Consider the following 26,519-nt stretch of genomic DNA (forward strand, 5'->3'; position numbering starts at 1 on the left):
GCGCCTTGGAAGTGACCGGAAACGACCCAAAGTGACTGACTATCGATCACGCACATGAAACTTACTTATTAATATTATCGTCCACCCCAGACAAATATAACAATATTAAACCAATAACAATTGCAAAAATAATAAAAATAGCATAATTGGCCGTTGAGTCACGAGCTTTCTGACGCCGCACTTCATACTTTAAAATCGTACTATCATAAGACTCTACAGCAACACCGTCAGCCTCAATGGAAAATACCACTCTACCATTGACACCCCTCATACGAACCCAGCCCAATTTTACTTTGGAACCAATTTTGTCTGAAAAATTTTTCCACAGACTAATCGCGGTGTTCTTTGAAAAAACGCAAGCTACAGTCGGAGTAGCCACAAGCCACAGCGTCCTTGTAATCATAAAAATTATTATCAATCAATAAAATTCTAGAATTCCCTCCCGTGCACTTACCTGGCCTATATTGAACCGTGCCAATTGAGAACTTAATATCTAAGTGTAATACCTAGAATCAACAACTTAATTATCTTAGGTGTTGCCAATTGCAAAAAATTGACTCCAACCACAAAAAAATCAGCTCAAGCCTTACAAGCATTTATTTTTCCGAACAGATAATCTGAACTTCCTTTCCGGCCAACTGCAGTCTACCAGAGCACAACAGTCTAAATATGTCGATTGCATAATCAAAACCAAGTACCAGCCAAAGCACTACCAGAAACAACCAGGCCAATAGGTGAGAAAATAGCTGCAAAGATGGTAATGACCTGCACCCAGTATTGACGAGTGTATTTTTCTTTTTTTCTAAGAACAAATGCAGTGATGAATGCTAGTGAAGTCGGGAAAAATAAAAAAATCGGTAGTTGCACATTTTCTGCAAAAATAATTAGCACAGACTTAGGTCTGACAGGTGGAGTTTTTACCCAGAAAAATGCATAGCCAAGCATAAGGATCGCAGTTAATGCAATCACCAATGCAATCACAACTGCAATAAATTGCAGCGCCCTATTTGTGAAATTATTGCTTGCAAGGGTAATGCTTTTATTGACAAGAAAAGCATAGCCAAAAAATAGTAAAAAAACAAAACATAGCTCTTTCATCATCTTCCCAACCAAAATGAAATTCAAACTTCATTGATATTGCCGAAAATAAATTAGCAGTTAACAAGAATGAAAAATAAGAATTTTTGTGTTCAGATGGACAATACAGCGGAAACTTTTATTTATCCATCAGCATTAAGCAATCAATAAAAACTGCACGCACACCTAGTGAAAAATAGATAATTCCTGCTGCGACCAACCCAACTGCTGGGCTAAAAAATCGCAAAAACAGAAGCGAGAGGCCACTTATAAATTTGCAACTGCTTCCTTATGCATGAATTGCACCACGAATCAAAATATCGCTATCATCCACAATGCCGAACACACCAAAAATCAAATCAGACCAACCCAAAATGGTGCTTCCACAATACATACCTACCCTCGCTGGATTTCTGGATTTAATGAAAGAGTAATTTCGTTTGAGTTTAGTCAGTGGTGGTGGGTGACTGCTCTTGGCCGATACCAGTCATGCTAGCGCATTGACATGGAAAAATCCTGACCTGTATCAGTACCCCATCTACGCAGTTATTCGCTATCGCAAGCAGCGCATCAATACGCCACGGGCCCCGTCAAGCATGCCGACGGGTGACTGGTGCGAACTAAGTAAGCACCTGCCCTGTTTAAGCGATTTGACGCTAGCAAATCGCGAGTTCAGGCGCGCCTCGCGGCGGTCGGGACCTGTCGGGCAGCCGCAGGCCATGCTTGTGGGGTGGCATTTGGGGTTGGAAGGGGCCTTTGGCCAAACAAAGGCTCCTTCTCCGCCGCCGTGCGGACGCGGCAGGAAAATCATCATCCGCGTCAGCGGATACAGAACCTATGTTTGCTTTAAGCTCGCTATGCGCCAAGTCGCGCAGATTGCGCAGATGACAGGAATTGGCCAGACAGGGAATCGGCTCAGACCAGGACCTACCCTCTGCTCCACCGCGGCGTGGATAAAAAAAGGGCCTGGGCAATATTACCCAGGCCTGGCTTGATGCACGATTAAAGCCGCAGATTGCAACGGGACAGACTCACTCGCAAACCCGGCGCCACCGGGGATGCACTGTGCTATATGCAAACACCGTGCCAGCTTTTTTCCAGTGATTTCCAGAGTATTTCAACTGTGTGGCCGGCCATTTCTTGCTGCATCGCACCAAAATCTAGCCGCAAGCGCACCGAATTCAGGATTTCCTGCACAACGCTGTAGCATGATTACGCTATGATTAGCGCATGAATACGCCTGCCAACACCAGCAAACCAGTGCCGCAGCCCGAAGTCGAACTGCGCGCGCCGGAAAACGAGAGCACCCTCGCCACCCTGGCCATGCCGCTGGGCGAAACGGTATTGACGCTGACCGCCAGCGGGCTACCCATATACGGCATTCTGCACCGCAGCCGCGCCATGACAGGTCAATCAGATTTCTTCCGCCTGCAATTCCGTGGCTTTGCCCGTACCGAAGGCAACCAGTGGCTACATTACGCCAATGACGACGCCCGCTTTCACACCAGCTACAACTGCGCCTGGGTGCGAGTGGACCACCCTAGCCGCTCGGTCACCTTCGGCCCCAAAAACGGCGTCAACTGTACGGAAGCCTTTACCGGGCTCGGGCTGGATACCTTTCTGTTTGCCCAGACCATCAGCTGGGTCAAGGGTGCCTACCCTGACTACGCCATCAGCCCGGGCCTGATCGGCATCACCGGCAATGCCAGCGAAGAAGAAAAGCTGCGCCGCAATGCCTTCTATGCCAGCCAGGGCTTCCAGTTTGACTGGCAAGATGCCGCACAGCGCACCAGCCTGTATTTCAAGGACAAGGTCAGCCGCCTGCTGGGCGTGTGGGACAAGGAGCACATTCAGGAAGTGGGCGGCGAAGCCATGCTGCAATCGCTGGCGCTGCAGGATGAAACCCGTGCCGCGCTGGAAGAGAAGGTCAACCGGCTGGAGTCGTCCTATAGCAGCATCAAGTCGGCCCTGCAAAGAGAGCGCAATACCTCGCAAATCCTGATGGGGGTACTGATTCTTGGGGTGATGCTGGCTTTATGGGCCTTGATTTAAGCTGCTAGCCGGTTTAATCCCTACCGGTTTTTAAAGTTAAACTCTATAAAAAGACATGGGCATGCCTTAAATCAAACTTCGATTTAGCGGCAGCCACTACCATTCTGGCATGGCGGGATGGCCGATCAAGCCGCAGCCAAGGGCACAGGGGTGTTAAGCGCGGGAACCCAGCTACGACAACAGGCACTCCCCTGCCAGCGGCCAGCTTCGCGGCCAATAATCAAAAAATAAAGACATGGCTGTTTCTTCGGGCAGAAGCAGCAAGCGGGGCAAAGATGAAACAAGAGAAACACGGCATGGCCGGGCTGTTCCAGCACGGCCTGGGCAGATTGAGCCTGGAATGGGTGATTCCACTATTCAGCCTGTTCCTGATCGCCATGATCTGGAGTGCGGTGCTATGGCAAGTCAATATCGACCATGCCCGCAGCCGGCTGGAAATGCAGCGGCAAAGCGAAAACATGGTACGGGTGTTTGAAGAACACATCTCGCGCACCATCCGCGCCGTCGACCAGTCGGTGCTCTTCCTGAAATACGAGTACGAGTCCGAAGGCAACAAGATGGACCTGCCGCACTATCTGAAGCAGGGCATCATTCAGAGCCAGTTGTTTGTGCAGATTGCCGTCATCGGGCCGGATGGCATGCTGGAAATGTCCAGCGTGCCCAACTTCAAGCGGGTTGATCTGAGCGACCGCGAACATTTCAAGGTGCATATTGCCAAGGACAGCGGCCAGCTGTTCATCAGCAAACCGGTACAGGGCCGCGCCTCGAAGAAATGGTCGCTGCAGTTTACCCGCCGCATCAACAAGCCGGACGGCAGCTTTGGCGGCGTGGTGGTGGTGTCGGTCGACCCGTTTTACTTTACCAGCTTCTACAAAGACCTCGATCTGGGCAAAGCCGGTGTAGTCACGCTGGTGGGCCAGGATGGCATCGTGCGCGCCCGCACCAGTGCCAAGACTACCGGCATCGGCATGGATATTCATAGCAGCGGGCTGTTCAAGCAATGGCCCGGGCATGACCACGGCGCCTACCAGCAACTGAGCAGCATCGATCAGATACAACGCACGGTCAGCTTCCGCGCGGTGGAGGGCTACCCGCTGGCGGTGCTGATGGGCGTGGGCGAACAGGAAGCCATGGCGGACTATTACGAGCACCGCAATGCCTACTTCACCGTCGCCGCCATCATGTCGCTGCTGGTGTGCCTGGCCGGCTATGTGATGTACCACATGGCGGCCAACCTGAAAAACAGCAAGGCACAGGCCGAGTCTGCCAACCGCATGAAGTCGGAATTCCTCGCCCATATGTCGCACGAGCTGCGCACGCCGCTGAACGGTATTCTGGGTTGCTCGGAATTCCTGCAAACCACCCTGAGTGATCCGGCGGATCTGGAAACCGCCGGCATGATCCACAAGAGCGGCCAGCATTTGCTGAAGCTGGTCACTTCCATTCTCGACATGGCACGTATCGAAGCCGGCCGCATGCCAATGGAAATTGTCGAGGTACAATTGGCGGCGATGCTGCGCGACACTGTGGAGCTGTACCGACCACAGGCCGAGGGCAAGGGCCTGCAGCTGATGCTTGACTACCGTCAGGCCGAGGGCTGCCCGGACCGCTTCCGGCTGGACCGCACCAAGCTGACCCAGGTACTGAACAATCTGCTGGACAATGCGGTGAAGTTTACCGAGCACGGCAGCATCCAGATCGATGCCCGCGTCAGCGCACACGAATTACAGCTGGATATCCGCGATAGCGGCTGCGGTATTCCGCTTGAGCAACAACAACTGGTCTTCGAACGCTTCCGCCAGGCCGATGCCTTCCTGACCCGCGCCCAGAGTGGCTCCGGGCTGGGGCTGGCCCTGGTGAAGGAACTGGTCCGGCTGATGTCCGGCAAGGTAGGCTTTGAATCACAAGTCGGCGTGGGCACCGTATTCCACGTCAACATTCCCCTGGAAGGAAAACAAGAATGAGCGTGCTGGACACCATTCTTGTCGTGGACGACGACGAGATCAACCGCAAGGTGGCTGGCCTGTTCCTGCAACGCATGGGCTGGAAAACCGACCAGGCAGTCAGTGCTTTCGAAGCCCTGGAACAGCTGCAGCAACATGAATACTACTGTGTCCTGCTGGACATCAGCATGCCGGGCATGAGCGGCATCGAACTGTGTCGCCACCTGCGTGGCAACCCGCGCTGGCACGACTTGCGGCTGATCGCCTACACCGCCCACGCCATGAGCGACGAGCAGGAAGTCATGCTGCAGGCCGGCTTTGACGCCATCGTCACCAAACCGCTGACCCGCGACAGCCTGATCGCCGCACTGGCTGCCCCGACAGACTGAGCCGCCAGCCAGCTGTTGTTGACCCGAACAAAATGCGGAGCACACCCACCATGCATGCCCTAAGCCACACGACATCCCTCGCGGAGCACAGTTAACGGTGCGACAGCAAGACAAGCCAACAGGCAACCATGTCGCCGCCACTGCCGGCGACAGCAACACCAGCCACCACATTGATGGCGCGCTGCTGCAGCAACTGGAACAACTGGGTGACCTGGTTCAAGACTGCGACAGCAAGGGACAACTGCTGTATGCCAATCCGACGTGGCTGCACACGCTGGGCTACACCGCCGGCGAGCTGTCAACGCTGAATGTATTCCAGCTGCTGGCAGAAGACAGTCATGCCGCCTTCCGTGAGCAGGCGGCGCTGATCGCCCGCGGCCAGCGCCCCCCGGCCATCGAGCTGCTCATGCGTGATCGCAGCGGCCAGGCCCTGTCGGTACTGGCCAGTTTCAGTCCGCTGCCCAGAGAAAACGGGGACCAAGACGGGGATGACGCACTGCGTCTGCTGCTGCGCGACATCACCCAGCAGAAAAAGCAGGAACAATGGCTGACCACCCTGCTGGACAATATGGACGACGGCATCATCGCCATGGACATGCAGGGCCGGCTCACCTATATGAACCAGGAGGCCGAACGCCTGCTGGGCTGGAGTTTCGCCGAGCTGCATGGCCTGAATGTGCACCAGCACATCCATCACCACCGCGCGGACGGCAGCGAACTGTCGCTGGAAGACTGCCCCATCTATCAATCGGTACAGCAGAAGGCCAGCTACCGCTCCAGCGACGAAGTATTTTTCCGCAAGGACGGCCAGCCACTGGAAGTACGGGTCAGCAACACCCCGCTGCTGCTCAGGCAGCAACTGGCCGGCAGCGTCACCACCTTTGCCGACATCAGCGCCAGCCGGCTGCGCGAACAGCAGATGCTGCAGGCCACCCGTGCGGCCGAAGCAGCGGCACGCGCCAAGAGCGAGTTCCTGGCCACCATGAGCCATGAAATCCGCACGCCGCTCAACGGCGTCATCGGCATGATCGATCTGCTGATGGACACCCCGCTGGATGCCGAACAATCCGACTTCGCCCGCACCATCAAGATGTCGGCCGACACCCTGCTGTCCATCATCAACGACATTCTGGATTTTTCCAAAATCGAAGCCGACGGGCTGGAAATCGAACAGATCGATTTTTCGCTGCGCCAGCTGCTGGAAGGTACGGTCGACATCGTCGCCAACAAGGCGCATGGCAAGGGCCTGACCCTGGCCAGCTTCGCCACGGCCGAAGTACCCGACAGCCTGCAAGGCGACCCGACTCGCCTGCGGCAGATCCTGCTGAACCTGCTGTCCAATGCCATCAAGTTCACCGAACAGGGCATGGTGCTGGTTTCCGCCACGCTGGAACAGCCCCAGCAACAGGGCATCCAGTTGCGCCTGTGCGTCAAGGACACCGGCATCGGCCTGACCGAGCAGGCCAAGAACCGGCTGTTCCAGCCCTTCTCCCAGGCAGACAGCTCCACCACGCGCAAATATGGCGGCACCGGCCTGGGGCTGGCCATCTGCAAACGGCTGGCCGAAGCCATGGGCGGCAGCGTGGGGCTGGATAGCACGCCGGATGTCGGCTCGGAATTCTGGGTCAGCATCCCCCTGCAAGCCACTGGCAGCGACAGCTGCCTGCATGCAACGGCCACGCCAAGCCAGCACCTGGTGTTGGTGGCGGGCGACAGCGACAACAACCAGCAGCTATGGAGCCATTACCTGGACAGCTGGGCCCTGCCCCACCAGCGCGCCTCAGGCCTGGCCAGCATGCTGGAAACCCTGCGCCAGCTGGATGCCAGCGGTAACAAGCCCGATGTACTGCTGCTGGTGGAACCGCTACCGGATGCCACGCTGGAGCAAGCCATCCAGACTCTGAGCCTGGAGGGCATTCCCATGGTGGTCTGTCTGAACGAACCAGATGGCACGCGCAAGGCCAGCCTCGCCCAGCAGGGCATTGCGGTATTGCACAAACCGATGAAACAGTCGGCGCTGCTGGACGCACTGGCCGTGCAATGGACGCCAGGCAGCATCCGCCTGCATACCCCGGAAGCCGCCGTGGTGCCGGTCAGCCTGCGCCCGGTGCAGCACTACCGCCTGCTGCTGGCCGAGGACAATGCGGTCAACCAGCGCGTGGCCGCCAGCATGCTGCACAAGCTGGGCTACCGGGTGGACGTGGTCAGCCACGGTGGCGAAGTATTGCAAGCCATCGCCCAACAACAGTACGACGCCATCCTGATGGACTGCCAGATGCCGGAAATGGATGGCTACCAGGCCACCCAGGCCATACGCCGCCAGGAAAGCGAAGCCGCACAAGGTGGACACCTGCCCATCATCGCCATGACCGCCAATGCCATGGAGGGCGACCGCGCCATCTGCCTGGAAGCCGGCATGGACGACTACCTGGCCAAGCCCATCGAATTTGCACGGCTCAAGGCACTGCTGTTGCAATGGCTGCCCCAGCAGATGGCTACCAGCAGCCATGCCGCACCGGCCAGCCGCGATAACAGCGCGCCGGGCAGCTTCACCGTGCAGCGCCTGACCGAATTCCTTGGCGACGACCCGGCCAGCATTGGCGAAATGCTGGACATCTTCCGCGATTCGCTGCTGCGCTGGCGCGAACGGCTGCGGCTGGACATCCACAGCGGCGGCCTGGGGCTGAAACAGCTGGCGCACGAGCTCAAAGGCAGTGCCGCCAATGTCGGTGCCGATGCCCTCGCGGCCCTCGCCGGCCAACTGCACGCAGCGGCGGCAGACAACAAGCAGGACAGCATCCGCAGCATTGCCGCGCAGATTGAAAGCGAAATGCAGGCCCTGCTCGTCTTCATCGCCGCTTACGGAAAGGACTGAGCCATGTCGCACGTCATCGTGGTGGACGACAACGACACCAACCTGCTGCTGCTGCGCCATATCCTGCAGAAGCTGGACGGCGTCACGGTAGACACCTTCGCCGATCCGCTGCAGGCACTGCAATGGTGCCGGCAGAACGAGCCCGATCTCATCCTGCTGGATTACATGATGCCGGAGATGGATGGCCTGGAATTCATGCGCCGTTTCTTTGCCCTGCCGCAGCGGCAGGATGTGCCGGTGGTGATGGTCACCGCCGATACCGAGCGCGATGTGCGCCATCTGGCATTGCAACAGGGTGCGCGCGACTTCCTGACCAAGCCGGTGGACAAGGTGGAACTGACGGTGCGGGTGAGCAACCTGCTGGCACTGCGCAAGAGTACCCAGAAACTGGCCAACCGCGCGGCCTGGCTGCTGGAAGAGGTCAAGCAGGCCACGGCGGAAATCCGCGCCCGGGAAAAGGAAGCCATCCTGCGCCTGTCGCGGGCGGCTGAATACCGCGACCAGGAAACCGGTGCCCACCTGCTGCGCATGTCGGCCTATACCCGGCTGATCGCCCGCCAGCTGGGACTGCCGCTGCAGGAGCAGGAAATGCTGCAGGAAGCCGCGCCCATGCACGATATCGGCAAGGTGGGCATTCCTGATGCCATCCTGCTCAAGCCCGGCAAGCTGAGCGACGAAGAAATGGCCATCATGCGCCAGCACCCGCTGTTCGGGCATGAAATCCTTGCCGACTCGGTATCGCCGCTATTGCAATGCGCCGCCGTGGTGGCGCTCAGCCATCATGAAAAATTCGATGGCAGCGGCTACCCGCACGGCCTCTCCGGCCAGGACATCCCGCTGTGGGGCCGCATTGTCGCCGTTGCCGATGTATTCGATGCCCTCACCTCGGCCCGGCCCTACAAAAATGCCTGGCCGCTGGAGCGGGCAAGGCAGCATCTGGAAGCCCAGAAGGGAGCACATTTCGACCCGGACTGCGTCGATGCCCTGTTCGCCCTCTGGCCCGAAGTCATGACCATTCGCCAACGCTATGCGGATGAGCAGGATCCACCCTCGCCACCGGCCGACAGCCGGGGAGCTGGCCATGCTTGAAACCGCAACCTTCAATGAACTCAAGATCAGCGGCAACCTGCCCTCGCCCAAGGGCAGTGTGCTTAAGGTGATGCAACTGAGCGAGCACAACAATGTGCCGCTGCCGGAACTGATCGCCGTCCTGAATACCGACCCGGTGATGATAGGCCGCCTGCTCAAGGTGGCCAATTCCGCCGCCTTCTTGCGCAGCCGGCCTGCCGTGGCACTCACCCCCGACGTGCTGATGGCCATCGGCCTGAACGCGGTACACCAGGTGGCCCTCACCTTTGCCCTGGTGGCCGAGCATCGCCGTGGCCAGTGCCGGCAATTCGACTACGACCACTACTGGTCACGTGCCCTGGCCTGCGGTACGGCCATGCAATTGCTGGGCAGCCAGCAGCGGCTGGCGCCACCCGGCGAGCTGTTTACCATCGGCATGCTGTCCTCCATCGGCCAGCTGGCCATGGCCACCCTGCACCCGGAGTCCTACGGCGAGCTGATCGCCAGCCATGGCGGCCCCTATGCCCCGGTACTGGCGCGGCTGGAGGCTGATCAGTTCGGCTATCACCACCTGGACATCGCCAGCGCGCTACTGCGCGACTGGGGCCTGCCCAAGATGTTCTGCGATGCGGTCACCCTGCACGAAGAAGCCGATGCCGCCAGTGCCAGCGACGGCTCGCGCGCCGCACGGCTGGCACTGTGCCTGCGCCTGGCGGCGCAAGTGGCCGATCTGTGTTTTCTGGATGGCGAAGCCCGCCTGCATGCCTATGAAACGGTTAAGAAGCAGGCGGCCAAGATGGAAATCGACCCGAGTCATTTCCCGCGCCTGTGCGACGAGGTGGTGCGCGAATGGCGCGAATGGAATGCCCAACTGGCCATTACCACACCGGAAGTCGAATCCTTTGCCCTGCTGGAGCGCCGCAACAGCATGGTGCCGCGCCTGCCGGAAGCCGAGGAAGAGCAGGAAGCGCTGCATATTCTGGTGGTGGAAGACGAGCCCAGCCAGCGCATGATGCTGCAACGCCTGCTGCAGATACTGGGGCATAAGGTCGAAGTGGCCGCCGATGGCCAGGAAGCCTACGACATCGTGCTCGACAAGCGCCCACAGCTGGTGATTACCGACCTGGCCATGCCCGGCCTGGACGGCCTGCAGTTGATCCGCCGCCTGCGCGCCATTCCGGAAGGCCGTCAGCTCTACATCATCGTGCTGACCATTCTGGACGATGAGGACAATCTGGCCGAGGTGTTCAGCAGCGGGGCCGACGACTTCATCAGCAAGCCGATTCCGCCACGCATCCTGCAGGCGCGGCTGAAGGCCGGCCAGCGCATCATCCAGGAGCAGCGCAGCCTGCGCCAGGAACAGGAGATGCTGCGCCGCCACCTGGAAGAGCTGTCCATCGACAACCAGCTGGCACAGGAAGCCGCCCAGACCGATGGCCTGACCGGCCTGTACAACCGCCGCTATGCCATGCGCTATCTGCCGCAGATCTGGGACGAAGCCCGGCTCAGCCAGCAAGCCCTGTCTGCGCTGATGCTGGATATCGACCACTTCAAGGTGGTGAATGACGACCACGGCCACGATGTGGGCGACATCATCCTGCAGGAATTTGCCGGCATCCTGCGGCTGTTCTGCCGCCGCTCCGACATCATCTGCCGCTTTGGCGGCGAGGAATTTCTCATCATCCTGCCGGATACCCGGCTGTCCACCGCTATCCAGGTGGCCGAACGTATCCGCTCCACCCTGGCCAACCGCAGCATGGTGGCTTCGGGGCTGGCGCTGAGCCTGACAGTCAGCATCGGCGTGGCGGAGAAAAAGCCGGCCCAGGCCAATGTCGAGGCCTTGATCAAGGCGGCGGACCAGGCGCTGTACCAGGCCAAGCGCACCGGACGCAACCGGGTGGAAGCCGCACTCTGAGCCGTCGTTTCGGCTAGCTGGAGCAGCCAAACGCACAAGGCCGGCACCCCAAGGGGGGCCGGCCTTGTACTGAGCCATGCCAAGCGTGGCGCTCAGCACGTGTTCACCATCCAGAGAATGATCAGAGATCGTCGGTATCTGCCCAGCCTTCTTGATTGCCAATGTGAAACACCTTGTCGGCCGCATCCACATCGCCCGCACCCAGCGTGGGCAAGGCCTGCAGGGCTTGGTAGATCGGCGTGAAATCGACGGCGGTGGCCTCAAACAGCTGCTGGAAGCTGTCGATGACAAAGTAGCTTTTCTGGAAGGTGTCGATGCGATAGCGCGTGCGCATCAGCCGCTGCAAATCGAAACCGATGCGGTTGGGGCTGGCACTGTCCAGGCAGTACAGTGATTCCGATTTGCTGGACAGGATGCCCGCACCGTAAATACGCATGCCTTCCGGCGTATTGATCAGGCCAAACTCCACCGTGTACCAGTACAAGCGCGCCAGCACCGGCAAAAAGCCCAGATTCTTCGCCTTCATGCCGCCCTGGCCATAAGCCTGCAGGTAGTCGGCAAACACCGGATTGATCAATAGCGGCACATGGCCGAACAGGTCATGAAACACATCCGGCTCTTGCAGGTAATCCAGCTGATGCGGCTCGCGCAGCCACCAGGTCACCGGGAAACGGCGATTGGCCAGATGCTCGAAAAACACGTCGTCCGGAATCAGGCCCGGCACGGCCACCATGCGCCAGCCGGTGGCGGCCAGCAGCTTTTCATTCAAGCGGGCAAAGTCCGGCACCCGGTCGGCATCCACCTCCAGCTGTTGCAGGCCCTGCATGAACTCGTCACAGGCGCGGCCCGGCAACATGGCACACTGGCGGCGATACAGCGTGGCCCAGGTGGCGTGGTCTTCGGCGCTATAGCGTTCCAGCGGCTGCGGCAGGGTGTAGTCGACAGGATCGTGGCGCAGTCCCTGGTTTTTACGGGTGGTGATATCGGGGACGACAAAATCGCTGCGGTCGTTCATGGCGGCAAATCCGGCGGGTGGGGATGCTTTCAGTGTAGAGGCGACAGCGTGCGGCGGGTCCGCAAGTTTTGCCTTGTCAGCAAAAAATTTGCATACTTGCCGCATCAAACAGCAAATTTACGCGGAGAATCTGCACCGATGGAACTGGATCGCTTTGACTGGCAGATTTTGCAGGCCTTGCAGCAGGATGCCCGCAGCACCCACCAGAAGCTGGCGCAGCAGATTGCCCTGTCCGCTTCGCAGATAGGCCGCCGCATCCAGCGCATGGAAGAACACGGCGTGGTGCAGGGGTATCAGGTAAGCATCCTGCCGGAAAAAATCGGCCTGTCGGTGATGGCCTTCGCCCACGTCAGCCTGGAGCGCCACAGCGAAAGTTCGCTGCGCGAATTCGCCCAGGCCATCGATGCGCTGCCGGAAGTGCTGGAATGCTACGCCACCGCCGGCGAGGCCGATTATCTGCTGCGCATCGTGGTGGAAGACCTGCCCTCGCTGTCCCGCTTCGTGATGAACCGGCTGATGCAGCTGTCACTGGTGCGCAGCGTGAAATCCACCATCATTCTGGATGCGATAAAACACAGTAGCAAACTGCCGCTACAGCACGCACGCAGCTGAATCTCAACGGCGCACACGCTGCCAGCCCAGTAGCAGACCCAGCGCCAGGGTGCCTGCCACCATGCCCACCAGCACATCCAGCAAGGCCGGCAACAGCAAGCGGGCCAGCGCGCCTAACACCGGCAGATGCGACAGCGGGTGCACCAGCGCTTCGATACCATGGTGCAGCGCCGGCCAGCCATGGCTGATGATGCCGCCGCCCACCATGAACATGGCCACGGTTCCGACGATGGCCAGCGCCTTCATCAACCACGGCATGCCGCGAATCAGGCCGCGCCCCAGCATGCTGCACAGCGGTCCACCCAGACGCAGCAGGTAAAGGCCGATGTCGTCCAGCTTTACCAGCAGGCCGACAAAGCCATACACCCCAACGGTCATGATCAGCGCCACGCCGACCAGCACCACCAGTTGCGAAGTCAGGCTGGCAGCGGCGACCGTTCCCAGCGTGATGGCGATGATTTCGGCAGACAATACGAAGTCGGTGCGGATCGCTCCCTTCACCTTGTCCGCCTCGACCCGCAGCGGGTCGATGGCCGGGTCGGCCAGCATGGCTTCCAGCTCGGCCTCGTGTGCCACATCGTCTGCCTTGTCATGCAGCAAGGGGTGGGCCAGTTTTTCCATCCCCTCCAGGCAGAGGTAAAGCCCCCCCAGCATCAATAGCGGCATCACCGCCCAAGGGGCAAAGGCACTGAGCGCCAGGGCCAGCGGCACCAGAATGGCCTTGTTGCACAAGGACCCCTTGGCCACCGCCCACACCACCGGCAGTTCACGCTCGGCACGTACCCCGGACACCTGCTGCGCATTCAGCGCCAGGTCATCCCCCAGCACACCGGCAGTCTTGCGCGCGGCCACCTTGGTCATGGCCGCCACGTCATCCAGCACGGTGGCAATATCGTCAAGCAAAGTTAACAGGCTGGCTCCCGCCATGATTTTTCCTTCACATCCTGATGCAGCTGGCCCGGTGGGCCGCCACTGTTATTGGCAGCCGACATCGAGGCCGGCTGGTCCTGAGCGACAGGCCGGGTCATTGTAGCGGATGGAGGTGGCAGTGGCTCAGCCGCTGGCTTGCTCACCCGCCTGCGCGCTATCCGGCATGGGGGAGATATCGTGCAGCAGGCCGAAATCGACATGGTCTTCGCCATGCTCATCGGTATACAGCAAGTCCCGGTACTGGTAGTTCCAGCGAATGTCCTCATGCTGGAAGATATGCCGTGATGCCATGGGCTGACGGGTGATTTCATCACTGCCACTGATGGACAGGATAAACCCGGCCTGCAGCTGCGCCAGCTCCTCCGCACTGCGGCCAAACAGCGGGCTGTGCGCGTCGATCACATGCATCAAGGTCCAGCTCAGCACGAACATGGGATGATGCTGGCGCTGCAGATTGAGGTCGTGCAGCCGGCGCAGACGGGTGCCCTCGCTGCTGACCGTGTTCAGCAATAAGTGCAACTGGGCCTGGGCATCGACAATCACGTTCTGCCGCGCATTGGCCGCCCGTAGCATCAGCACCTGCTGGCCATCCATGGGGCGGATCACCGGATGGTGGGAAAACACGATGCGCGAGCGCGGCAAGGAAAAGCGGGCAAAGGTCACCCCGGTCACCAGCGCCAGGCTCATCATGCCGATGAAGATTTCCAGCATGCTCACTGCATGGGCGTATACCGTCTGCGGGTGCATGTCGCCATAACCCACCGTGGCCAGTGTTTCCACGCTAAAGAAAAATGCGCCGCGAAAATCCTGCGGGAACTGGTTGGCAATGCTGCCGGCCTCCAGCTGGTACAGGCCGGCAAACAGCAGGTTGAGCACGAAAAACAGCAGGGCGATGGCCACATAGAATTGTGGCCAGCTCATGGTCATGCTCACGTGATAGATATCGTGTGCCAGCCGCAGCGGCAATCGGTGCACATGAATGATGCGCCCGCCCACTTCCACCTGCCTTACCCTGCCGCGCTGCTGTTTCATCTGTCTGCCTCTTTTCCGGTTGCGGCCATTGTGTGCAGCCCGCCAGCCAGCGTCAATGCACGGCCAACCGCCGCATTTGGACGCAGCCGCCACCGCTCTGGCATGATGCCAGCCATGAGCGCCACTTCTGCCCTGATCCTGCTGCTACACATCAGCCTGCAATTGCTGCTGATCGTGCGCGTGCTGCTGCGCCCCTACCGCGACCCGGCCGCCCGCATCGCCTGGACGGTAGTCGTCGCTACCCTGCCCTTTGTCGGCATCACCGCCTATGTGCTGCTAGGCGAGGTCAGCATCGGCCGCCGCCGCATGACCAGGCTGGCGCGCATCCAGCAACAGCTGCCGCCATTGCCGGCGCTGGAGCAGACATGGCCCGTGCAGTCCCTGCCGGCGGATCAGGCCCAGCTATTTCATGTCGGCCAGTCCATCAGCGGCTTCGCCCCCTGCAGCGGCAACCGGGCACAGCTGCTGGCAGATTCCAATGCGGTCATCGACAGCATGGTGGCAGACATCGATGCCGCCCGCTCGCATGTGCATCTGCTGTTTTACATCTGGCTGCCCGACCACAACGGCAGCAAGATCGCGCAGGCGCTGATGCGCGCTGCCGCCCGTGGCGTGCACTGTCGCGCGATGGCGGACGATGTCGGCTCGCGCGATCTGCTGCACTCGCCGCTCTGGCAGCAGATGCAAGCCGCCGGCGTGCATCTGGCTATCGCCCTGCCAGTGGGTAATCCGCTGTTGCGTCCGTTCAGCGGCCGGATCGATCTGCGCGATCACCGCAAGATCGTGGTCATCGACCACTTCACCGGCTACTGTGGCAGCCAGAACTGTGCCGACCCGGAATTCCGCATCAAGCCGCGCTTTGCCCCGTGGGTGGATGCCGTCATCCGCATTGGCGGGCCGGTGGTGCAGCAGAACCAGCGGCTGTTCGCCACCGACTGGATGCTGGCCTGTCAGGAAGACCTCGGCCCCTTGCTGGCCGCCGCGCCACCGCCACCGCTGGCAACGGACGGGCCGCCGCTACTGGCCCAGGCCGTCGGCACCGGCCCCACCGCCCGTCACTCGGCCATGCCGGAACTGTTTGTGGCGCTGATATACAGCGCACGCCGCCAGCTCACCATCACCACGCCCTACTATGTCCCCAACGAAGCCCTGCAAAGCGCACTGTGCGCCGCCGCCCAGCGCGGGGTGGCCACTACCCTGCTGCTGCCGGCACGCAATGACTCGCTGGTAGTGAGTGCCGCCAGCCGCAGCTACTACGCCGAGCTGCTGGATGCCGGCGTGGTGATTGCCGAATTTCACGGCGGCCTGCTGCACAGCAAGCTGATGACGGTGGACGAGGACATCTGCCTGATCGGTTCGGCCAATCTGGACCGCCGCAGCTTCGAACTGAATTACGAAAACAATCTGCTGTGCCACAGCCGCGAGCTGACCGCCAGCTTACGCGAGCGCCAGCAGGCTTACCTGGCGCACTGCAGCCTGGTAAGCCCGGCCGAGGTGGCCGCCTGGCCGCTGCTGCGGCGGCTGTGGAACAACACGGTGGCCATGCTGGGGCCTTTGCTGTAAGGCAGTGCGACACACCCTGCCCAGTGGGGCAGAATACGTCACCATTACCACGATTGCCGGAAACCATCATGAGCCAGCCGCTGCACTTTCACTCCATCCACTACACTGCGCCGGATACCGGCCCCAGGCTGATTGTGCTGGGCGCGGTGCATGGCAATGAGACCTGCGGCAGTGCCGGCATCCGGCGCATCCAGGCTGAGCTGGAACAGGGACAGCTGCTATTGCAACGCGGCAGCCTGACGCTGGTGCCGGTAGTCAACACCCTTGCCTACCAGCGGGGGCAGCGCGGGGCCGACCGCAATCTCAACCGCAATCTGGCCCCGGTGGTCGCACCACAGGATTTTGAAGACCACGTCGCCAACTGGCTGTGCCCGCTGCTGGCCAGCCATGAGGTGCTGCTGGACCTGCACTCCTTCCAGTCGCCCGGCCAAGCCTTTGTCTTTATCGGCCCGCGCGACAACCAGAACAGCCTGGAAGCCTTTGCCCACGCAGCGCAAGAAGAAGCCCTGGCCGCACGGCTGGGCGTGGGCCGACTGGTGGATGGCTGGCTGTCGACTTATGCGCTGGGTGTGCAACGGCGGCTGGCGCTGTTCGGCCACAGTGAAAACCGCCAGCTACAGCTGAATATCGATGCCCGCTACGGCATGGGCACGACCGAATTCATGCGCGCCAACGGCGGCTGGGCGCTGACGCTGGAGTGCGGCCAGCACCTGGACCCGGCAGCCCCCGAGGTGGCTTATCAGGCCATTCGCAACACGCTGGCCCATTTGGGCATGGTGGCCGGCCCCGCGCCGGCAGCGCAGGCCGCCATGGAAACGCTGAGTCTGTACGAGGTGGTGGACAAGCTGCACGACGACGACTGCTTCAGCCGTGCCTTTGCCAGCTTCGACCCGATAGGCAAGGGCGAGCTGATCGGCCGGCGTCATGATGGCAGCCCGGTGCTGGCGCTGGACGATGGCTGCATCGTGTTTCCCAATCCGGCCGCGCAGACCGGGCAGGAGTGGTTTTATCTGGCACGGCCCAGCCAGCGGCTGGGATAGTACCCGCTACTCAAAGCCGGCCGGCCGCGCCAAACAGCCCCGGCACAGTGTTTTCCTGTTCAAAGCGCAGCAGCGCCGACTTCAGCGGCAAACCGCCGGCATAACCGGTGAGGCTGCCATCAGCCCCCAGCACGCGGTGGCAAGGCACGATCAGTGCAATCGGGTTGGTGGCATTGGCCCGCCCCACGGCACGGGCAGCACCGGGCTTGCCCAGTGCCAGCGCCAGTTCGCCATAACTCATGGTTTCGCCATAGGGAATGCAGCACAAGGCCGCCCATACTTGCTGCTGAAAAGCCGTACCGCGTGCCGCCAGCGGGATATCAAAACTGCGTCGCTCGCCACGCTCGTACTCGTGCAGCTGGCGTGCCACTTCGGCCACGGCGGCATCATCGCGCCGGCTGCCCGATAGCTGCGCCCGCTGCAACTCCTGTTCCAGATGAAAATCCAGCCGCAATAGCCGGCCCTGTAAATCCAGCCACACCATGGCCGGGCCAAAACGGGTGGCCACCACGCCATGGCAGGCCGCATGCAGCGGCGCCTGCAACACGGCTGCGGCGGCATCATCGGCGGCCGGTGGCAGTGCCACAGGCGGCGTGTCACTCCACAAGCCACCCTGGGCAAACAGCGGTGCAGCCGGGGGGCGGTGGCAGGTCGCCGAGTCGGTGGCCTGGGCCACACTCTCCGGCGCAGGCGCGCTAAACAGATCGGGAGCGGAATATTTCATGTGTTCTCCGTAAGGCTGGCCCACAAATGCAGGGTGGCCAGGCTGCGACAAGGGGCGAATGCCTGCATCAGCTGTTCGGTCTGGCGGGCATCTGGCCGCTGTGGCAGGGCATGAAAACGTTGCAGGGCGGTAGCCAGGCCACTGTCACCGATGGGGGCGCAATCGGCAAAACCCAGCCCGCGCAGCATGACATAACGTGCCGTCCACGGCCCGACCCCATGCAGCGCCAGCAACTGGCGTTCGGCCTCGCTTGCACTCTGCCCGGCTAGTGCCGCCAGCGGCAGGCTGCCATCCAGCACGGCACGCGCCGCGCCCAGCAGATAAGCGGCCTTGGAGCGGGAAAACCGCTGGCCGGTGAGCTGCTCCGGCTGCAGGGCCGCCACCTCGGTCGGGCCGGGATGGGCCAGCAGCGTGCTGCCGGCAATCGGCAGGCCGGCCAGCTGAATCAGGCTGCGCCGCAGTGCGGTAGCAAAGGAAAGATTGATTTGCTGGCCGATGATAGCCCAGCACAAGGCTTCGAAGGGCTCGGCGGTCAGCGGCAGCCACAAAGCAGGCCGGCCACCCAGCAGCCGCGCCACCGCAGGCTGACTGTCTGCCAGTGCTTGCCAGCGTTCGCGCTGGCCATCCAGCCCCAGCATGCGGCGCACCACTGACTCTGCCTCATTCAGTACCAGCGGCCAGTCCAGCAGCGCCGACCCGCTGAAAACAACATGCACACAGCCGGGATCAAACTCCAGCTGCAGCAAGAGCGGCGCACCGTGCAGCAACAAGCCTTTTTGCAGATAATTTCCCTGCCAGCACTCGGCCGGCCCAGCCGGATCGCGGCCGTGATAGGCCAGCGCCGTGGCAGCGTGATAATCCGCCGGCAAGGGCAAGGTAAAACCATGCTGCGCCACCACCTGTTGCATAAAGTCTCCGGCCATGCGGCCAGAATGGCCGTCAGCCCTGCATTATCGCGCAGAAGCCGCCAGACCACACCCTGCGGATTGCGCTGCAATTCGTCCAATCAGCAGCCCCCCGGCAGTCCGATGATGCGCAAGACAAGCGCCATCAAACACGGCATGGCACGCAGCAATCACGCTTGCCAATCACCATTCCCAGTGCGGCTGCCGCTCTGCGTCCCTTGCCGGCAACACATTCACGCGAATGCACATTGCTCTACAGCTATCCGCGATGACGGCGGTGGCGTTGACGCAGCCATGGTCGTCAAGCCCCCCGCCAGCCATGCCAGTAGCGGTCCCGATAACAGAGCCAATGTTGAAGTGGCAACAAAGGCCATCTAGTATGTCAAACATATACTGACTACCCGGCCTTTAGCACAGCTTGCTGCCATGAACCCATTTGTATTGCTTGACATGCTCAAGACGCCGGTATGGATTATTCGCCCGTCGACCGAGGAAGTACTGCACGCCAATCCGGCGGCGATAGCGCTGGACGCGGGCCTGAGTATTGACGACATGCGCCACGGCAGCTTGTCCGCCTGCGTACACCCGGCACTGGCCGACTACACGCCGGCCATCCTGGCCCGCGAGCAGGTGGTGGAAATCTGGACCATACAGCAGCAAGGCCAGCAACAGCCACTCTGCTGCCACCTGCGCTGGCTGGAAATGGCCGGACAAGCCGACGCCATCCTGATAGAAGCCAGCCCACCCTCCCATACCATGCCGCCCCCCCAAGCAAACGCCACCACCGACGCGCTAGCGGAAGATGGCTTTCACCGCATGCTGATGCAGACCAATAGCGCGCCCATGCTGTTGATCGACCCGGATGATGAAGGCCGCATCGTCAATGTGAATGAAGCCGCGATGCGCTTTTATGGCTATTCCCGCGCTGAATTCGCCGCCAAACACACCTGGGAAATCAACGCCCAGGGACGTGCCATCCTGCCGGTGATGCAGCAGATATCCCTGCTGCCGGGCGGCCACAAGCCCTTGAGCTTTGTGCACCGGCTGGCGGATGGCAGCCTGCGCGATGTACAGACCTATGCCGGTCCAGTGGAGGTGCATGGCAAGCGGCTGATGTTGTGCGTGATACACGACATCACCGAGCAGCAAAGGCTGAAGGCCGAGCTGGAACAGGCGGCGCTGCGCGATCCGCTCACCGGATTGTGGAACCGCCGTTACCTGTTGCAACAGCTGGAACGCGCCATTCTGGAAAAGCAGCGCTTTGGCAACGGCTTCAGCCTGATCCTGCTGGATGCCGACCATTTCAAGCGCATCAACGATCAGTTTGGCCACTTCACCGGCGACGAAGTGCTGGTGTGGTTGGCCCATAGCTTGCAATCACGGGTGCGCGCAGTCGACAGCGTATGCCGCTGGGGCGGCGAGGAGTTCATCATCCTGCTGCCGCAAACCAGTCAGCACAATGCGCTGCACCTGGCCGAATGCCTGCGCGAAACTGTGGCCAGCAGCCAGAAGACACATCTGCCGGCCATCACCATCAGCATGGGTGTCACGCAACATCTGGACGAAGAGAGCCTGGAAAGCCTGATCATGCGTGTCGACCATGCGCTGTACCAGGCCAAGACATTGGGCCGCAACTGCGTCATCGCGGCCTGAGCCGCCCAGCCAGCCGGCTCGCCCCGCCGGGTCCACCGCCTCGGGCGAAGCGACAAAGAGCGGTGGACAGCCCAGGCCTGCTTGATGCAGATGAAGCGCTGCCGCTGCCGCCAACCACGCTACGCAGCACCCGCTAATGGACACGCCGCCTGCGCTGCGGCTGGGAGCACCAGCCGACTCAGGCTAGAATGCGCCAGCGATGGCCGCAGCAGCGGCTGTTTTTTCGACCTGCGTAGCGAAGATGACGATGGATCAACAACTGAAAATTGAAGACCTGCAATTGGGCGAGGGCAAGGCCGTGGTGCGCGGCGCGCTGATCACCACCCACTATACCGGCTGGCTGGAAGATGGCAGCCAGTTTGACTCGTCGCACGACAAGGGCCGCCCTTTCCAGTGCGTGATCGGCACCGGCCGCGTCATCAAGGGCTGGGATATCGGACTGATGGGCATGCGCGTGGGCGGCAAACGCCGGCTGTGGGTGCCGGCGGCACTGGCCTATGGCGACAGGCAGATCGGTGCGCGCATCCCGCCCCACTCCAATCTGCTGTTTGAAATCGAAGTGCTAGAAGTGCTGACCCGCGACGACTGAGTCCACACCGCCATCGGCCACGGCCAGCTGCCGGGCAGCTTGCCTGGCCACCTCGTCCAGTAGCGGCTGCCAGTCGCGTGCTGCCGATTGGCGGAACAGCTGCATGCTGGCATACCACGGGCTGTCACTGCGGCCCAGGCCCCAGCGGAAATCCGGATTGAACGGCAGCAATACCCAGCAGGCCTTGCCCAGTGCACCTGCCAGATGAGCCACCGAGGTATCCACACTGATCACCAGATCCATCTGCATGATCAGTCCTGCCGTGTCCTGCAAGGTATTCAGCGTTGCCGCATGGTCGACGATGCCGGCAGCACGCACCTGGGCCGGATCTTCGCGATACTCGCGCTGCAGCGAATGAAACTCGGCATCCAGCTGCAGCAGGCGATCCAGTTGCGCCAGTTTCAGGCTGCGCTGCCGGTCATTCAGATGCTGTGCCAGTCCTGACCACACCAGCCCGATACGCGGGCGCGGGCGCACACCCAGCCGCTCTGCCCAGACTTGCTGCTGCTCAGCCGTCACCGTCAGATAAGCGGTGGCTGCCGGGATCGTGTCCAGCGTGGTGGCAAAGCGCAAGGGCAAGGACATCATCGGGCAGTGCAGATCAAAAGCCGGCAGCTGTTCGCGCCGGGTAAACACTTGCACTCCACTCACCACCTGAGCGGCCAGCTCCTGCAACGGTGGATTGAGCAGCATGATCAGCCGAGCACCGCGCTGCTGCAACAAAGGCAGATAGCGCAACATCTGGATGGTATCGCCCAAGCCCTGCTCCTGGTGGAGCAGCAGGGTTTTGCCCTCCAGCGACTCGCCCTGCCATTCCGGCTGAGTAAAGCGCTGCAGGCCAGAGCGCTGACACAGCGGTGGGTCCAGCTTGCGCGCCTCGTAGTACTGCCAGCCTGTGGCATAGTCGCCCTGCAGTAACAGCAACCAGGACAAGTCGTAGCGGGCCAGCACATCGTCAGGAAAGCGCGCGAGGACCTTGTCCAGCCATGCCTGTGCCGCCACATGCTCGCCGTTTTCCGCCAGCAGCGCCGCCAGATTCACCATGGCGTCGCTATTGTGCGGATCAAGACGCAAGGCGGTGACAAAATCCTCATGTGCCGCTGCGCGCTGGTCGAGCAGCACCTGCACATTGCCACGGTTGCTGTAGGCTTCGGCCATGCCAGGACGCAGGGCGATGGCGCGGTCGAAATCGCGCAAGGCCTGCGGCAACTGCTGCTGGTTTTTCAGCAGGATGCCGCGATTGACATAAGCCTCGGCCAGATCAGGTTGCAGGGCAATTGCGCGGTTGAAGTGCGCCAGCGCAGCCTTGCCCTGACTCAGCCGCACCAGCGCCAACCCCAGCAGGAAGTTGACTTCCGGGCTGTCCGGGTAGGCTTTCAACACCCGCAGCAACCCGTCTCTGGCTACGGACGGCTTGCCTTGCTGCAGGTGCTGCATGGCCTGGTTGATCTTGTTGAGCGCAAGTTGTTCATTCATAGGGCGGCAATCGAAATGGAAAACGGTGCCAGCAAGCGGCGCATCCTGCCTGCCGGGCAGCCTGCAAGTGTAACGAGGCCACCCGCACCCGGCAAATCGCCGCTGGCTGGCGGCCACATTGGCTAAAGCCGCATGCCCAGGCTCAGTGAAAACAGGCTGCGGTCGCGCAGCAGGTTGTAATCGCCACCACCGGTTTTCAGGTAATTGATATCCAGCTGGTAGCGGCGGCGCATTTCCAGGCTGAGGCCCAGCATGGCGCTGAAGCGGCCCTGCGAATACAGGCCGTCATAGGAATAACCACGCACATCCTGCCCCAGGGTCAGCGCCGGGGTGAGGCTGAGCTCAGGCCAAAGCCCGGTATAGCGGCTTTCCAGCCGGGCGCGTACGCCCCAGGCGTGGCTGGTGACAAAACCATCCACTCGGCAGCTGGCTGCATCACTGGTGCAGCCCGGATTGTTCTGACTGGGTGCCATGCCCCAGCCACCGCGACCATAACGCATCACCGAGGGGTCCGGCAGAGCAATCACATATTTCGACCCCAACTCGGCCGACAGCTTGGCCGCCCCGCCCCATACCTGGCCCAGCACTTTGCTGGCGCCCAGGCTGAGATTCATCACGCGGAAGCGATCATAGCCATCTGCCGAGGTCCCTGCCGGCAGCTGGACCAGCCGCGCCAGCGGTCCGCGCCCCAGCAGCAGGCCATTGAGAAAGTCGGCACCGTTCCAGGCCAGCGGCTGATCCGGGATGTAGGCCAGCTCGGCATACACCGCCCCGCGTGCAGCCTGCCCGGTCTTGAAATTGACGGCAAACAGGTGCAGATCTGCCGGAAAACTGCGGTAGTACTGGCTGCTCAGCCCGCCAGGCTGGGCCTGGCCGGTATTGGCGAGCAGAGGCGTGAGCACGCCGGCGCTATTATGCTGCACCCCGGTATAGCCCACCTTGCTGTCGATATTGGCAGCGTAAAAACCGAACAGGCCCACGCCGTCCAGCAGGTAATGCATGCCCAAGCCGTACTGCCCGCCGGCAGGCAGCCGGTCGGCCGCGCGGCTGACCGAATCCAGCGCATTACCCAGCGACTGCGCATCGGTGGTGCTGATGTTGCGATGGTAAAGGGCCGACAACAAGCTACCGTTCAGCGTCAGCGCATTGCAACCGGGCTGCACATAATCGCCGGTAGAGTAAAAGGTGCCGCAACCCGGATACACATTGGGCGCAAAGGCAAACTGGTAAAAACCGTCCAGGCTGAGCCGCTCGTTCAGGTCCAGCTTGCCATACAGCGCCCAATCCGGAATGCCGGCTTCGGCTGACACCGAACTGGCGCGGCTGAGCGCCGCATAGTCAGTGGCGCTGACCTGCGACAGCACACCGCCGACGGTGGGGCTGCCCCAGGGAATGGTCTGACGCCCTGCGCGCAGCAACAGCGGCCGGCCAGCCAGGCGGGTCGTGCCGTACAGATAGGCATCATCCAGCACCACATTGCCAAAGCGCCCCAGCGCGACAAAGCCCTCGTCGCTCAGCGGTGCGCCGGCCTGATAATGATTGGGCACATTGCCATGCGCCACCCCTTGCCGTGACAGGGTGTAGTCATACCAGCCCTTGCCGGCCAGCCGCAGGCCCAGGCCGCGATACTGCAGATCCGCCTGCAGATAAGCCTCCAGCGCAGTGGACACCGCATCGCCGCTACGGTAATTCAGATCTCCGTCATTCAGGTTTTTCATATTGGTGCCACCAGTCAGCTGCGGGTCGGGATTAGCCGCCCGCAACACCGTACCGGCACCCAGCCAGCCACGCAGATCCAGTGTGGCGGCATCCAGCTCCAGCTGCATGCCCGGCCCCAGCACCGGCTTGACCGTGCCCAGACCATTGCTGATTTCGGCAGCCAGCAGCGGCATGGCACAACATGCCAGCCCCAAGCCCAGCAAACCGATTGTGCTACACCCCCGCCACCAGGCTTGCCGGTTTGCCCGGGCAGCCATTTCTTTGTTTTTTTGCATGACTTGTGCTTGTAAGCTGTTTTCGACGACATCGGTCATTGCCACCCTTAAGAACGTGTTCACGATCTAGTGAACGAAGGGTCAGCCAAGGCGAAAGGGCGTGAAAAAGTGGAATGGACAGGGAGTCCATGAGCATTTTGAACGACTTTTCAACGCAGGATCACCCAAGTATCACAGATCGTGAACAGGTTCTAAGCTGACGCCAGCTCCCCCGAGCGTAGCATCACGGCAATACTGACCAAACGCAGCCGGCATTCTAGCTGTTCATGCAAACTCACAACCAGCACATCCCTATTAAACATTGACTACAAGCACGGCCTCGGCAGGACCAGACCTCAGGAAGCCGCCACCGGTGTGCGCAGCGCCGGCAAAGCATGCACCCGTCCCACCCACCACAGAGCCACGCCCACCAGCAGCACCGCGTACCAGCCATTGCTGCCGTAGCCGATGATCTGCCCACCGCTGCCAGCACTGAGCAGCAAGCCGCCCAGCCAGGCGCCACAGCCATTGCCCAGTGACTGGATGGCGCTGTTGACACTGAGAAAGGCGCCGCGCCGCTGCGGTTCCGGCACTGTGGTCAGCAGCGCTTGCAGGGGAATCATGCGGCCGGACAGCGCCACCATGAACACAGGAAAAAACGCCACGATGGCCAGGAAGGGAATCGTCGGCAGATGGGTGACAAACAGGATGGGCAGCATGGAAAACAAGGCCATGATGCGGAACAGCTGGTGCTTGCCATAGCGGTCGGCCAGCCGGCCAATGCGCCGCGAGGTAAAGAAGGTGGCCGCGCCACCGGCCATGTAAATCCAGGCAATCTGCTGCGGTGCGATACCGTGATTGGCCACCAGTACCGGCGAAATAAACGGAATCACCATCATGTGCGACACCATCATGATGAAGGTCAGGCCGAAAGCCCGCACATGGCGTGCATCAGTCAGCAAGCGCCACAGTTCCGGCAGCACCTGACGCAAGGGCGGCGGAGCCACTTGCAGATGCAGCCTGAGCGAAGGCACCAGCCAGGCCGCCGCCAGCCAGATCAGCAAGGACAGCACCACCAGCAGGTAGAAGGGCGACGACCAGCCCAGGTGCGCCCCCAGCACGATGCCGGCCGGTACGCCGGCGATGGCGGCCAGCGAGAACGCCGTCATGATCACCCCGGTAGCTGCGCCCCGGCGCGTCACCGGAATGATGTCGCTGACAATGGTCATGATGATGGAGGCCAGCACGCCGCCGCTCAGGCCGGCAAACGCGCGGGCCAGCAGCAGCATGTGGAAGTTGCCGGCGGTGGCACAGACCAGGTTTGACAAGGCAAACAGGCCGTAAATCACCAGCAGCAGGCGACGGCGGTCGAAGCGGTCGATATAGGTGGCGGCAAACAGGCCGGACAGGCCGGAACACCAGGAATAAGCCGATACGGCCGTGGCAAAGGCCGCCGGGCTGATGGCAAAAGCCTGCATGATCTGCGGCCCCAGCGGCATCATCACCATGAAATCCATGATGATGGTGAACTGGGTCAGTGCCAGCAGATAGAGCAGGCCACGTTCACGGGCAGGGCTTAAATCGGCCATTCATGGTTTTCCTTGTAGTGGGCAATGTAGTGGCTTATCCCGCAGCACGGTCGCCACGATTTAATTAATTGACAATATCAATAAATATGCAAAATAAAG

At 61.0% G+C, this 26,519-nt stretch carries 21 protein-coding genes; 11 read left to right on the forward strand and 10 right to left on the reverse strand.

What is annotated here, in order from left to right; genetic code table 11:
- Nucleotides 1-61: 61 nt before the first annotated feature.
- Both FAZ30_RS19400 and FAZ30_RS19405 read right to left on the reverse strand, forming a co-directional pair.
- Complete coding sequence (locus FAZ30_RS19400) at nucleotides 62-379, reverse strand: hypothetical protein (protein WP_124642095.1); 318 nt, start codon at nucleotides 377-379, stop codon at nucleotides 62-64.
- Nucleotides 380-684: 305 nt separating this feature from the next.
- On the reverse strand, nucleotides 685-1,101 hold the full coding sequence (locus FAZ30_RS19405) for a hypothetical protein (protein WP_124642093.1): 417 nt from the start codon (nucleotides 1,099-1,101) through the stop codon (nucleotides 685-687).
- 1,206 nt (nucleotides 1,102-2,307) lie between these two features.
- Here FAZ30_RS19405 and FAZ30_RS19410 point away from each other — a divergent pair.
- From FAZ30_RS19410 to FAZ30_RS19435, 6 genes are all read left to right on the forward strand, one after another.
- Nucleotides 2,308-3,129, forward strand: a complete 822-nt coding sequence (locus FAZ30_RS19410) for a hypothetical protein (RefSeq protein WP_137010062.1) — start codon at nucleotides 2,308-2,310, stop codon at nucleotides 3,127-3,129.
- A gap of 275 nt (nucleotides 3,130-3,404) precedes the next feature.
- Nucleotides 3,405-5,093 (forward strand): sensor histidine kinase, encoded by a 1,689-nt coding sequence (locus FAZ30_RS19415; RefSeq protein ID WP_137010063.1) that lies wholly within the window; start codon nucleotides 3,405-3,407, stop codon nucleotides 5,091-5,093.
- Entirely contained in the window at nucleotides 5,090-5,461 is a 372-nt protein-coding gene (locus FAZ30_RS19420) for a response regulator (protein WP_124642086.1), read from the forward strand. Before FAZ30_RS19415 ends, FAZ30_RS19420 begins: the two co-directional genes overlap by 4 nt.
- Nucleotides 5,462-5,558: 97 nt before the next feature.
- A complete protein-coding gene (locus FAZ30_RS19425) occupies nucleotides 5,559-8,336 on the forward strand; it encodes a PAS domain-containing hybrid sensor histidine kinase/response regulator (protein ID WP_137010064.1) in 2,778 nt (925 codons plus the stop codon).
- A 3-nt stretch (nucleotides 8,337-8,339) separates the two neighbouring features.
- Nucleotides 8,340-9,425 carry an HD domain-containing phosphohydrolase gene (locus FAZ30_RS19430; protein WP_137010065.1) on the forward strand — a complete coding sequence of 362 codons (1,086 nt, stop codon included), beginning with the start codon at nucleotides 8,340-8,342 and terminating at the stop codon, nucleotides 9,423-9,425.
- Nucleotides 9,418-11,319: a diguanylate cyclase gene (locus FAZ30_RS19435; protein WP_168190885.1), complete on the forward strand. Its 1,902-nt coding sequence runs from the start codon at nucleotides 9,418-9,420 to the stop codon at nucleotides 11,317-11,319. Before FAZ30_RS19430 ends, FAZ30_RS19435 begins: the two co-directional genes overlap by 8 nt.
- Before the next feature lie 121 nt (nucleotides 11,320-11,440).
- Here the strand turns inward: FAZ30_RS19435 and phhA are convergent, their stop codons facing one another.
- The gene (gene phhA / locus FAZ30_RS19440) at nucleotides 11,441-12,334 is read right to left on the reverse strand and encodes a phenylalanine 4-monooxygenase (protein ID WP_137010067.1); all 894 of its coding nucleotides are present in this window, start codon (nucleotides 12,332-12,334) and stop codon (nucleotides 11,441-11,443) included.
- 138 nt (nucleotides 12,335-12,472) lie between these two features.
- On the opposite strand from phhA, the gene FAZ30_RS19445 reads away from it, so the two are divergent.
- Complete coding sequence (locus tag FAZ30_RS19445; protein ID WP_124642076.1) at nucleotides 12,473-12,946, forward strand: Lrp/AsnC family transcriptional regulator; 474 nt, start codon at nucleotides 12,473-12,475, stop codon at nucleotides 12,944-12,946.
- Nucleotides 12,947-12,949: 3 nt separating this feature from the next.
- Here the strand turns inward: FAZ30_RS19445 and FAZ30_RS19450 are convergent, their stop codons facing one another.
- Nucleotides 12,950-13,873 (reverse strand): DUF808 domain-containing protein, encoded by a 924-nt coding sequence (locus FAZ30_RS19450; RefSeq protein ID WP_137010068.1) that lies wholly within the window; start codon nucleotides 13,871-13,873, stop codon nucleotides 12,950-12,952.
- A gap of 126 nt (nucleotides 13,874-13,999) precedes the next feature.
- Nucleotides 14,000-14,908 carry an ion channel gene (locus FAZ30_RS19455; RefSeq protein WP_137010069.1) on the reverse strand — a complete coding sequence of 303 codons (909 nt, stop codon included), beginning with the start codon at nucleotides 14,906-14,908 and terminating at the stop codon, nucleotides 14,000-14,002.
- Nucleotides 14,909-15,022: 114 nt separating this feature from the next.
- Between FAZ30_RS19455 and cls the strand changes: the two genes are divergently transcribed.
- Together cls and FAZ30_RS19465 are read left to right on the forward strand one after the other, a co-directional pair.
- Nucleotides 15,023-16,471, forward strand: a complete 1,449-nt coding sequence (gene cls, locus FAZ30_RS19460) for a cardiolipin synthase (protein ID WP_205676625.1) — start codon at nucleotides 15,023-15,025, stop codon at nucleotides 16,469-16,471.
- Nucleotides 16,472-16,539: 68 nt separating this feature from the next.
- Complete coding sequence (locus tag FAZ30_RS19465; RefSeq protein ID WP_137010070.1) at nucleotides 16,540-17,511, forward strand: M14 family metallopeptidase; 972 nt, start codon at nucleotides 16,540-16,542, stop codon at nucleotides 17,509-17,511.
- Nucleotides 17,512-17,521: 10 nt separating this feature from the next.
- Here FAZ30_RS19465 and FAZ30_RS20935 read toward each other — a convergent pair whose 3' ends face one another.
- Together FAZ30_RS20935 and FAZ30_RS19475 are read right to left on the reverse strand one after the other, a co-directional pair.
- Complete coding sequence (locus FAZ30_RS20935; protein ID WP_168190886.1) at nucleotides 17,522-18,235, reverse strand: methylated-DNA--[protein]-cysteine S-methyltransferase; 714 nt, start codon at nucleotides 18,233-18,235, stop codon at nucleotides 17,522-17,524.
- On the reverse strand, nucleotides 18,232-19,143 hold the full coding sequence (locus tag FAZ30_RS19475; protein ID WP_168190887.1) for a DNA-3-methyladenine glycosylase family protein: 912 nt from the start codon (nucleotides 19,141-19,143) through the stop codon (nucleotides 18,232-18,234). The genes FAZ30_RS20935 and FAZ30_RS19475 overlap by 4 nt, the downstream gene beginning before the upstream one ends.
- Nucleotides 19,144-19,566: 423 nt before the next feature.
- Here FAZ30_RS19475 and FAZ30_RS19480 point away from each other — a divergent pair, with 423 nt between their 5' ends.
- The gene (locus FAZ30_RS19480) at nucleotides 19,567-20,793 is read left to right on the forward strand and encodes a GGDEF domain-containing protein (RefSeq protein WP_137010072.1); all 1,227 of its coding nucleotides are present in this window, start codon (nucleotides 19,567-19,569) and stop codon (nucleotides 20,791-20,793) included.
- Between the two features lie 247 nt (nucleotides 20,794-21,040).
- Entirely contained in the window at nucleotides 21,041-21,382 is a 342-nt protein-coding gene (locus FAZ30_RS19485; protein WP_124642062.1) for an FKBP-type peptidyl-prolyl cis-trans isomerase, read from the forward strand.
- On the opposite strand, the gene FAZ30_RS19490 is transcribed toward FAZ30_RS19485, so the two are convergent.
- The 3 genes from FAZ30_RS19490 to FAZ30_RS19500 all read right to left on the reverse strand — a co-directional run bounded on the left by FAZ30_RS19490 (nucleotide 21,356) and on the right by FAZ30_RS19500 (nucleotide 26,420).
- On the reverse strand, nucleotides 21,356-22,858 hold the full coding sequence (locus FAZ30_RS19490; protein WP_124642060.1) for a tetratricopeptide repeat protein: 1,503 nt from the start codon (nucleotides 22,856-22,858) through the stop codon (nucleotides 21,356-21,358). The genes FAZ30_RS19485 and FAZ30_RS19490 overlap by 27 nt on opposite strands.
- Nucleotides 22,859-22,980: 122 nt before the next feature.
- A complete protein-coding gene (locus tag FAZ30_RS19495; RefSeq protein WP_168190889.1) occupies nucleotides 22,981-24,852 on the reverse strand; it encodes a DUF1302 domain-containing protein in 1,872 nt (623 codons plus the stop codon).
- 335 nt (nucleotides 24,853-25,187) lie between these two features.
- The gene (locus FAZ30_RS19500) at nucleotides 25,188-26,420 is read right to left on the reverse strand and encodes an MFS transporter (RefSeq protein ID WP_124642055.1); all 1,233 of its coding nucleotides are present in this window, start codon (nucleotides 26,418-26,420) and stop codon (nucleotides 25,188-25,190) included.
- Between the last annotated feature and the right edge of the window lie 99 nt (nucleotides 26,421-26,519).

Source organism: Aquitalea aquatilis, assembly GCF_005155025.1.
Taxonomy (GTDB): domain Bacteria; phylum Pseudomonadota; class Gammaproteobacteria; order Burkholderiales; family Chromobacteriaceae; genus Aquitalea; species Aquitalea aquatilis.

What these genes read in the sequence shown, in the direction of transcription:
- FAZ30_RS19450 (WP_137010068.1), bottom strand. Translation starts at nt 13,873, where the DNA reads ATGGCGGGAGCCAGCCTGTTAACTTTGCTTGACGATATTGCCACCGTG.
- FAZ30_RS19405 (WP_124642093.1), bottom strand. Translation starts at nt 1,101, where the DNA reads ATGATGAAAGAGCTATGTTTTGTTTTTTTACTATTTTTTGGCTATGCT.
- FAZ30_RS19485 (WP_124642062.1), top strand. Translation starts at nt 21,041, where the DNA reads ATGGATCAACAACTGAAAATTGAAGACCTGCAATTGGGCGAGGGCAAG.
- FAZ30_RS19420 (WP_124642086.1), top strand. Translation starts at nt 5,090, where the DNA reads ATGAGCGTGCTGGACACCATTCTTGTCGTGGACGACGACGAGATCAAC.
- FAZ30_RS19415 (WP_137010063.1), top strand. Translation starts at nt 3,405, where the DNA reads ATGAAACAAGAGAAACACGGCATGGCCGGGCTGTTCCAGCACGGCCTG.
- FAZ30_RS20935 (WP_168190886.1), bottom strand. Translation starts at nt 18,235, where the DNA reads ATGAAATATTCCGCTCCCGATCTGTTTAGCGCGCCTGCGCCGGAGAGT.
- FAZ30_RS19455 (WP_137010069.1), bottom strand. Translation starts at nt 14,908, where the DNA reads ATGAAACAGCAGCGCGGCAGGGTAAGGCAGGTGGAAGTGGGCGGGCGC.
- FAZ30_RS19495 (WP_168190889.1), bottom strand. Translation starts at nt 24,852, where the DNA reads ATGCAAAAAAACAAAGAAATGGCTGCCCGGGCAAACCGGCAAGCCTGG.
- FAZ30_RS19475 (WP_168190887.1), bottom strand. Translation starts at nt 19,143, where the DNA reads ATGCAACAGGTGGTGGCGCAGCATGGTTTTACCTTGCCCTTGCCGGCG.
- FAZ30_RS19465 (WP_137010070.1), top strand. Translation starts at nt 16,540, where the DNA reads ATGAGCCAGCCGCTGCACTTTCACTCCATCCACTACACTGCGCCGGAT.
- FAZ30_RS19480 (WP_137010072.1), top strand. Translation starts at nt 19,567, where the DNA reads ATGAACCCATTTGTATTGCTTGACATGCTCAAGACGCCGGTATGGATT.
- FAZ30_RS19445 (WP_124642076.1), top strand. Translation starts at nt 12,473, where the DNA reads ATGGAACTGGATCGCTTTGACTGGCAGATTTTGCAGGCCTTGCAGCAG.
- cls (WP_205676625.1), top strand. Translation starts at nt 15,023, where the DNA reads ATGAGCGCCACTTCTGCCCTGATCCTGCTGCTACACATCAGCCTGCAA.
- FAZ30_RS19430 (WP_137010065.1), top strand. Translation starts at nt 8,340, where the DNA reads ATGTCGCACGTCATCGTGGTGGACGACAACGACACCAACCTGCTGCTG.
- FAZ30_RS19490 (WP_124642060.1), bottom strand. Translation starts at nt 22,858, where the DNA reads ATGAATGAACAACTTGCGCTCAACAAGATCAACCAGGCCATGCAGCAC.
- phhA (WP_137010067.1), bottom strand. Translation starts at nt 12,334, where the DNA reads ATGAACGACCGCAGCGATTTTGTCGTCCCCGATATCACCACCCGTAAA.
- FAZ30_RS19500 (WP_124642055.1), bottom strand. Translation starts at nt 26,420, where the DNA reads ATGGCCGATTTAAGCCCTGCCCGTGAACGTGGCCTGCTCTATCTGCTG.
- FAZ30_RS19435 (WP_168190885.1), top strand. Translation starts at nt 9,418, where the DNA reads ATGCTTGAAACCGCAACCTTCAATGAACTCAAGATCAGCGGCAACCTG.
- FAZ30_RS19410 (WP_137010062.1), top strand. Translation starts at nt 2,308, where the DNA reads ATGAATACGCCTGCCAACACCAGCAAACCAGTGCCGCAGCCCGAAGTC.